General features: G+C 48.4%; 7 protein-coding genes. 4 read left to right on the forward strand and 3 right to left on the reverse strand.

The genetic code is table 11. The features are described 5' to 3' along the window. The coding region (locus NZ772_09575; protein MCS6813803.1) for a hypothetical protein at positions 1–406 on the reverse strand (406 nt) is incomplete at its 3' end. A 468-nt stretch (positions 407–874) separates the two neighbouring features. On the opposite strand from NZ772_09575, the gene NZ772_09580 reads away from it, so the two are divergent. The 3 genes from NZ772_09580 to kaiC are packed head-to-tail and all read left to right on the forward strand — an operon-like array spanning position 875 to position 3,637. Further along, positions 875–1,726: a circadian clock protein KaiA gene (locus NZ772_09580; GenBank protein ID MCS6813804.1), complete on the forward strand. Its 852-nt coding sequence runs from the start codon at positions 875–877 to the stop codon at positions 1,724–1,726. Positions 1,727–1,754: 28 nt separating this feature from the next. Then, the gene (kaiB, locus tag NZ772_09585) at positions 1,755–2,069 is read left to right on the forward strand and encodes a circadian clock protein KaiB (GenBank protein MCS6813805.1); all 315 of its coding nucleotides are present in this window, start codon (positions 1,755–1,757) and stop codon (positions 2,067–2,069) included. Then, positions 2,069–3,637, forward strand: coding sequence for a circadian clock protein KaiC (kaiC, locus tag NZ772_09590; GenBank protein ID MCS6813806.1), 1,569 nt, complete (start codon positions 2,069–2,071; stop codon positions 3,635–3,637). The genes kaiB and kaiC overlap by 1 nt, the downstream gene beginning before the upstream one ends. Positions 3,638–3,679: 42 nt before the next feature. Here kaiC and NZ772_09595 read toward each other — a convergent pair whose 3' ends face one another. Then, the gene (locus NZ772_09595) at positions 3,680–3,976 is read right to left on the reverse strand and encodes a hypothetical protein (GenBank protein ID MCS6813807.1); all 297 of its coding nucleotides are present in this window, start codon (positions 3,974–3,976) and stop codon (positions 3,680–3,682) included. A 275-nt stretch (positions 3,977–4,251) separates the two neighbouring features. Here NZ772_09595 and NZ772_09600 point away from each other — a divergent pair, with 275 nt between their 5' ends. Further along, entirely contained in the window at positions 4,252–5,889 is a 1,638-nt protein-coding gene (locus NZ772_09600; GenBank protein ID MCS6813808.1) for a beta-glucosidase, read from the forward strand. A gap of 69 nt (positions 5,890–5,958) precedes the next feature. Here the strand turns inward: NZ772_09600 and gyrB are convergent. After that, a partial coding sequence (gene gyrB / locus NZ772_09605) for a DNA topoisomerase (ATP-hydrolyzing) subunit B (GenBank protein MCS6813809.1) occupies positions 5,959–7,929 on the reverse strand: 1,971 nt, incomplete at its 5' end.

Consider the following 7,929-nt stretch of genomic DNA (forward strand, 5'->3'; position numbering starts at 1 on the left):
ACTGCACCAAGTGAGTTTTGTCTAAGATACCCAGTACCTCGCCACTGGTGTCTTCTACAACAACAGCCGTTAAGTAGGGTGTTGCTTGTACCATTTCCCAACCACGCTCTAGGGAGGTGTTAGCAGGCAAAACTAGAACCCTGTGCAGGAGTTGAGGTTCCGCTTGCACGATCGCCTGGACTGTTGAAAGATCAGTGCTGTCAGTGGCTGATGGTTGCCCCGATTGGTACAGATAGGGCAGGATTTGATCAAGATAAATAATACCTAGGGGCTGTTGCTGCTGATTGGTAATGACAACTCGATCGCATCCTCCTTGTTCAAAGGTAGCTAGCAACCCGTACCAAGTCTCTGTAGCCAAATATGTAGGTACTGGTAAGATGAACTCTTTGATTCGGAGAGCATCCATTTGTACAGACTTCCTCCAACGTAACCCTGGTGTACAGCCCAATCTCACACGTTAGTCCACGAATAGGCACAGTAGAAATATTTACACCGTGACTTAACCTTCAAATTCATAGATAACTTCAGCTAGTTGGGCTTAAGAAGTGATTTCTCAGAATACGAACACTCTAAGCAATGCTGCCAATCGCCACACTCGCTATCTATAAAATGCAGTGCAACTTCTATCTAAACTAGTTGCTTGGACTAGTTGCGTAGTCTGCTGGGTCTGATGGACATTTTAGTTATTCAGCATTGACATTAAAATTACAATTAGCAATTACAATTAATGAAAGTTAATTAGGCAATGCCGCCGCTTTGGCCTTGGCTATTTGTGAATCTCGACACAGCCAATTGGCTGAGTTGAGAGTTTCACGCTAGCCTAGTAGCTGCTGGTGATTGCTGGTTAATGGAGAACCTATCTGCGAGCTGAACGTTGCGTCCTCACATTTCCATTTGTATTCTGACTAACTCAGAAACATTGTCTCAGTCCCTGAAGCAACTGTTAGATCAGCGCACAGTTGACACATTACAAAGCTATCGCTATACGGTTACTAACTTTAAATCTGTAATAGATTTTTCCCATTTCCTTATGGAGGAAAATCAGCAGGTTGATTGCCTGATTTTAGAAGCTGGGCCATCTGCTATCGATGTCATCCAGTATCTTCGAGAACAGTCAATCTTCTTGCCTACGGTTGTGATTGTGCCAGAACAACCCCAAGCTCCTGTTACCGATCCCTACCACGAGGCAATGGTACAACTATCGACATCGCACCTTAATCAGGTTGCTGACTATATCGACCGCGCGATCGCTCAGTTCTTGCAACTGTCCCCAACTGCCAACGACCCCATCCCTAACCCGGTCAAAGACTCATTGTTGCAACAGCAGCGGCAGCTTGCAGAAAAATTAAAGGAACGGCTAGGGTATCTTGGCGTTTACTATAAACGGGATCCTCGAAACTTCTTGCGGCATTTGCCTGTTGACGAACAGCACAAATTGCTGAATCAACTAAAACAGGCCTATCGTGAGATTGTATTAACCTATTTCTCTGAGGCGAATAGCGTTCTCAACCAAAAAATTGATGCCTTAGTAAACACTGCCTTCTTTGCTGATGTCTCGGTGTCTCGGCTGATGGAGATTCATATGGATCTAATGGATGAATTTTCTAAGCAATTAAAATTAGAGGGACGAAGTGAAGAGGTTCTACTAGACTACCGCTTAACTCTGATTGATATTATTGCCCACTTGTGCGAGATGTATCGTCGTTCAATTCCTAGAGAATCTTAACTTGGTGAGTTCTAACTGCGCTGTAACAATGAATCCAACTCGAAAAACCTATATTCTCAAGCTTTATGTCGCAGGGAATACTCCTAACTCTGTACGTGCATTGAAGACGTTGAATGATATCTTAGAGCAAGAATTTCAGGGGGTTTATGCTCTGAAGGTGATTGACGTGCTCAAGAATCCACAACTAGCTGAAGAAGACAAGATTCTGGCAACGCCAACCCTAGCTAAGATATTACCGCCGCCAGTGCGTAAGATTATTGGTGATTTGTCTGATCGTGAACGTGTCTTGATTGGACTAGACCTTCTGTATGATGAACTACGGGATGATGAGGCAGAGAGCTAATGGTGACTAGCAATAATCATAATCACGGGATAGAGCACTCAGATTACACAGGTGTCCAAAAGATCCGCACAACAATCGAAGGCTTTGACGACATTAGCCATGGTGGTCTCCCCGCTGGCAGAACCACACTAGTTAGCGGCACCTCCGGTACCGGCAAGACCCTCTTTGCCGTGCAATTTCTCTACACAGGCATTACCCAGTTCAACGAACCTGGTATTTTTGTCACCTTTGAGGAGTCGCCAACGGATATTATTAAGAATGCTCGCAGCTTTGGCTGGGACTTACAGGGGCTAATCGATGACGGCAAGCTATTTATCTTGGATGCGTCGCCTGATCCAGAGGGCCAAGATATTGTAGGCAACTTTGACTTGTCAGCCTTGATTGAACGGATTCAGTATGCTATCCGTAAGTACAAGGCTAAGCGGGTGTCGATCGACTCAGTAACTGCCGTCTTTCAACAGTATGATGCCGCCTCTGTAGTTCGACGAGAGATTTTTCGCCTAGTAGCTCGTTTGAAGCAGGTGGGCGCTACCACGGTGATGACGACTGAGCGCGTCGAGGAATATGGGCAAATTGCCCGCTTTGGGGTAGAGGAGTTTGTATCAGACAATGTGGTGATTGTGCGCAATGTTCTGGAGGGAGAACGTCGCCGCCGCACGATCGAGATCCTCAAACTGCGGGGCACTACCCACATGAAAGGTGAATATCCCTTCACCATCACTAACCAAGGCATCAATATCTTCCCACTGGGTGCAATGCGCCTAACTCAGCGATCGTCCAATGTCCGCGTCAAGTCAGGAGTGGAAACCTTGGACAAAATGTGTGGTGGCGGCTTTTTCAAAGATTCAATTATCTTGGCAACGGGTGCTACAGGTACAGGCAAAACCCTATTGGTCAGCAAGTTTTTGCAAGAGGGATGCATCCAGGGAGAAAGGGCCATTCTGTTTGCCTACGAAGAGTCTCGCGCCCAGTTATCTCGCAACGCCTACTCTTGGGGGATTGACTTTGAAGATTTAGAACAGAAGGGTTTGTTGAAAATCATCTGTGCTTATCCAGAGTCGGCTGGTTTGGAAGATCACCTACAAATTATCAAATCGGAAATTGCTGAGTTTAAGCCTAGTCGCATTGCGATCGACTCCCTTTCCGCCCTTGCTCGCGGTGTTAGCAACAATGCATTTCGCCAGTTTGTTATTGGGGTCACAGGCTTTGCTAAGCAGGAAGAAATCACTGGCTTCTTCACCAACACTACTGATCAGTTTATGGGATCCCACTCCATTACTGATTCTCACATCTCCACGATTACAGATACCATCATCATGCTGCAATATGTAGAAATTCGAGGAGAGATGTCCCGTGCCATTAATGTCTTTAAGATGCGAGGCTCGTGGCACGACAAGGGCATTCGTGAATATACAATCAGTGCAGACGGGCCAGAAATCAAAGATTCCTTCCGTCAATTTGAACGCATTATTACGGGTTCTCCCAGCCGTATTGCTGTAGATGAGAAGAGTGAACTGTCCCGAATCGTCCGGGGTGTTCAAGAAAAAGAGGGGGAAACAGGGCTGTAGTGACAGTGGCTATGCTAGGCAGACGATCGTCCTGGCAAGCCACTAACCACCAAATAGCCCACCTAAAAACCCTTTCTTCTTGGGCTTTTCAAAGACTTGCTGCCATTCTGGTCGGGTTTGTTTTTCAATGCGACCAATAATCTTGAGCTTTTCGTAGGGCGACTCCCACGTTTGGAACTTTACATAAATGGCATCCGCTAACTCGTCGTAGTTCACTTCTTTATCCGCAGGACGATTGATTACAACAGTTAATTGATCCTTTGATTCGTTGAGTTGCAGGGTCACATTATAGTTACGCAACTCGTACTGCAATACTTCTCTGTAATCTTCGGCTGCCATACTGTCTCCTACAATTACCAACGGGATATCTAGTTAATCAGTCGTTAATCAGTCTTGATACACCTTCATTCCACTCCTACAATTTAGCAAATTACAGATCAGCACAATCAATATTCTCCAGCAAAGACAAATCACAGTACTAGGGTAATGGGGACGGGGGAATAGCTATGAGAACCAGAAGCTACCATGACGAGCACATCATCCTATCTGCCGAAGGCTACGGTAAACTAGCCCCTCATGTACACTGAATGGGTGATTGTCGGTATCGTTTGCTAATGAATAGTGCTACTCCTGCTGTTGTGCTTCCTGACTGGCATCAACTCTCATTGGCTCAACAAGTTGCCCAACTGGTAGTTGTGCGATCGTCAGGGTTTTTGTTTGATCACCAAATTCGCTATCCCCAGTGGGAAGCCTCAGGCGAAACGTTGCACTACTGGGTGGCAGAGGTGGGGGTTGGGGGCGTGATTTTGCTAGGGGGGAGTACCGCAGAAATTTCGCTACGAACTCAACAACTGCAATCATGGGCAACGGTGCCGCTACTGATATGTGCAGATGTGGAGGAGGGGGTAGAGCAACGGTTTTCAGGAGCAACTTGGTTTCCGCCACCGATGGCACTGGGGGCGATCGCCCGTCGGCACCCCCACCAGGCTGTCCATTATGCAGAACAAATGGGATTAATTACGGCACAAGAGTCGTTAGCAATTGGCCTCAATTGGTTGTTAGCGCCGGTGGTGGATGTCAACAATAATCCTGCCAATCCAGTAATCAATGTTCGTGCCTTTGGAGAAACACCAGACGTAGTTAGTTTGTTGACCACAGCCTTTATCCGGGGTGCTCGACAGCATCCGGTGTTGACGACGGCTAAGCACTTTCCTGGCCATGGTGATACTACGATCGACTCCCATTTGGAGTTACCTGTGCTTTTCCACAGCCCTGAACGCTTAGCTCAGGTGGAGTTGCCGCCGTTTCAGTCAGCGATCGCAGCAGGTGTAGATGCCGTGATGACAGCACATCTACTCATTCCAGCTTGGGATCACGATTGGCCTGCTACCCTCTCACCGCCCATTCTTACAGGTAAATTACGACAACAGTTAGGATTTCAGGGTTTGATTGTCACAGATGCGTTAGTGATGGGGGCCATCGCCGATCGCTATGGTGCCGACGAGGCTGCTGTATTGGCAGTTGCGGCTGGGGCTGATATTGTGCTTATGCCTGCGGATCCGGTTATGGCGATCGAGGCTATCAGTCATGCAGTCCAGACCGGGCGCATTCCCCTAGAGCGCCTTCATGCATCCCTAGAACGAATTTGGCAAGCCAAAGCACGGGTAACCACCAAGTTGCAGGCTGCTGGCAGTACCACACCTGCTAGTTCTTTTCATAGTTCACCCCTTACTCTCCAGCCCTGCTGGCCTACCCCCGTTGCTGCCATTCTTAAGGATTCGATGCAGGTGCACCGTCCAGAACCATCTCGTCTAGAGCAATCCCGATGGGCAAATCATCGGCGTAACTTGATTGTGGTGGATGATGGATTAAACTGCAAAGAGGTAGGTCATTGGACTCCGGCTATTGCGTTGCCCCGCCAACAGGGATACAGTCTGCAATTGGTCGATCGCCATACGCCGCCGCTAGTGCTGACTACAGATGCCCAGCCTTGGCAGCCAACCTTGCTGCAACTGTTCATTCGCGGTAATCCCTTCCGCAACAGTGCTGGGATGACAACCTTAGTCCAAGATTGGTTTCAGTTTCTACGGGATACAGACGCATTGATGGCGCTGGTAATTTACGGCAGTCCCTACATTTTGGAGGATTTGACAGCGGAGCTACCGGCTGATGTGCCCTACGTTTTCACCTATGGACAAATGCCTGCTGCCCAAGCAATTGCCCTTGCTGAGTTGTTGCAGCCACAACGTTGAGAATCCCTAAGTAGGGTTAGGGCTTACTACTACTAAGGCTTGGAGTGAGGACTTCAGCTCTCTACACCCCTAAATATCCAGATCAGACAAGGCTAGCTTGGAACCATAGGTTTCGATGAATTCCCGGCGGGGTGCAACTCGATCGCCCATAAGAATAGTAAAAATACGATCGGCCTCGGCTGCGTCCTCAATTTCTACCCGCTTCAAGGTACGGGTTTCGGGGTTCATGGTTGTATCCCACAGTTGCTCAGGCATCATTTCTCCCAAGCCCTTAAAGCGTTGGGTAGTGTAACTAGCATTGGGGGGAAACTGAGCAATCACCTGCTGGAGTTCTTGATCGCTGTAGCAGTAGTAGTGATTGCGTCCCCGCTCCACCTTGTAAAGGGGTGGACAAGCAATGTAGATGTAGCCTTGATCTACCATGGCCCGCTGATAGCGGTAGAAAAAGGTCAGCAACAATGTGCGAATGTGGGCACCGTCTACATCGGCATCAGTCATAATCACGATGCGATGATAGCGGAGTTGTGAGGCTTCAAATTCTTCTCCCTTGACCCCTAACCCTAGGGCTGTGATCAGGGCTTGAATCTCAGCATTCTTGTAGATCTTGGCATCATCAGTTTTTTCGATATTGAGGATCTTGCCGCGCAGGGGCAAAATGGCTTGGAAGCGGCGATCGCGCCCTTGCTTGGCCGAACCACCAGCACTATCCCCCTCCACAATAAAGATTTCTGACTCACTTGGATCGCGGGAACTGCAATCTGCCAACTTACCCGGCAGAGTTGAAGACTCTAGTACTGACTTTCGGCGTACACTTTCCCGTGCTAGACGCGCCGCTTCAGCCGCATTAAAGGCTTGGATAGCCTTATCAATAATGGCATCAGCAACATGGGGGTGAAAATCTAGGTATTCAGACAACACCTCACCCACTAGAGAATCAACAATGCCTCGCACTTCAGTATTCCCTAGCTTGGTTTTAGTTTGGCCCTCAAACTCTGGATTAGGAACCTTGACAGAAATGACACCTGTCAGACCTTCTCGAATATTCTCTCCCGCTAAGTTAGAGTCCTTTTCTTTGAGTTTATTGCGCTTACGGGCAATAGAGTTTATGGTACGGGTTAGCACTGCCTTCAGACCCTCTAGGTGAGTGCCGCCATCTGCCGTGCGAATGTTGTTGGCAAAGCCTAGTAGGTTATCGGTGTAAGCATCGGTACACCACTGGAGGGCGACTTCGACTTGCACGCCGTTGCGTTCGCCTTGAATGTAGATGATGTCATCATGAAGAGCTTGCTTTTCCCGATTGATATAAGCGATGTATTCACGGATCCCACCCTCGTAGTAGTAGGTCTCGCTGTGGGGTTCGGGTTGCTTAATCAAATCCAGCCGGTGATCGGTGAAGGTAATTTTCACCCCAGCGTTTAGATAGGCCAGTTCTCGTAGACGACTAGCCAAGGTAAGGTAGTCAAACTCAATGCCACCCGTGAAAATAGTCTTGTCGGGCAAAAAGGTGATGGAGGTACCTGTCTGGGTGCGATCGCTAGGCTGTGCAATCACCTCAGTGACAGGAACTCCTCGCTCGAAGCGCTGGGTATAGACCTGTTGGTTGCGCCAAACAGTCGCTTCTAACCACTCTGATAGGGCATTTACTACCGTAATCCCTACACCGTGCAGCCCACCAGAAACCTTGTAGCCACCACCACCAAACTTTCCGCCAGCACCCGTAATGGTGAGCACGGTTTCTAGGGTAGATTTGCCAGTGCGGGGGTGGATATCTGTAGGAATGCCCCGACCATCGTCCACAATAGTGGCAGAACCATCCGCATTTAAGTCCACCTGAATGGTTTGGCAATAACCCGCTAGTGCCTCATCCACTGAATTGTCAACCACCTCATATACCAGATGGTGCAACCCACGTGGCCCCGTGCTGCCAATATACATGCCAGGGCGAGCACGCACGTGAGCAATCCCTTCTAGGACTTGAATTTGCTCAGACCCGTAGTCTGATGAGCTAGTTAGTTGAGTTGCAGTTTCTTCCTTGCTAGT

Source organism: Cyanobacteriota bacterium, assembly GCA_025054735.1.
GTDB lineage: Bacteria > Cyanobacteriota > Cyanobacteriia > SKYG9 > SKYG9 > SKYG9.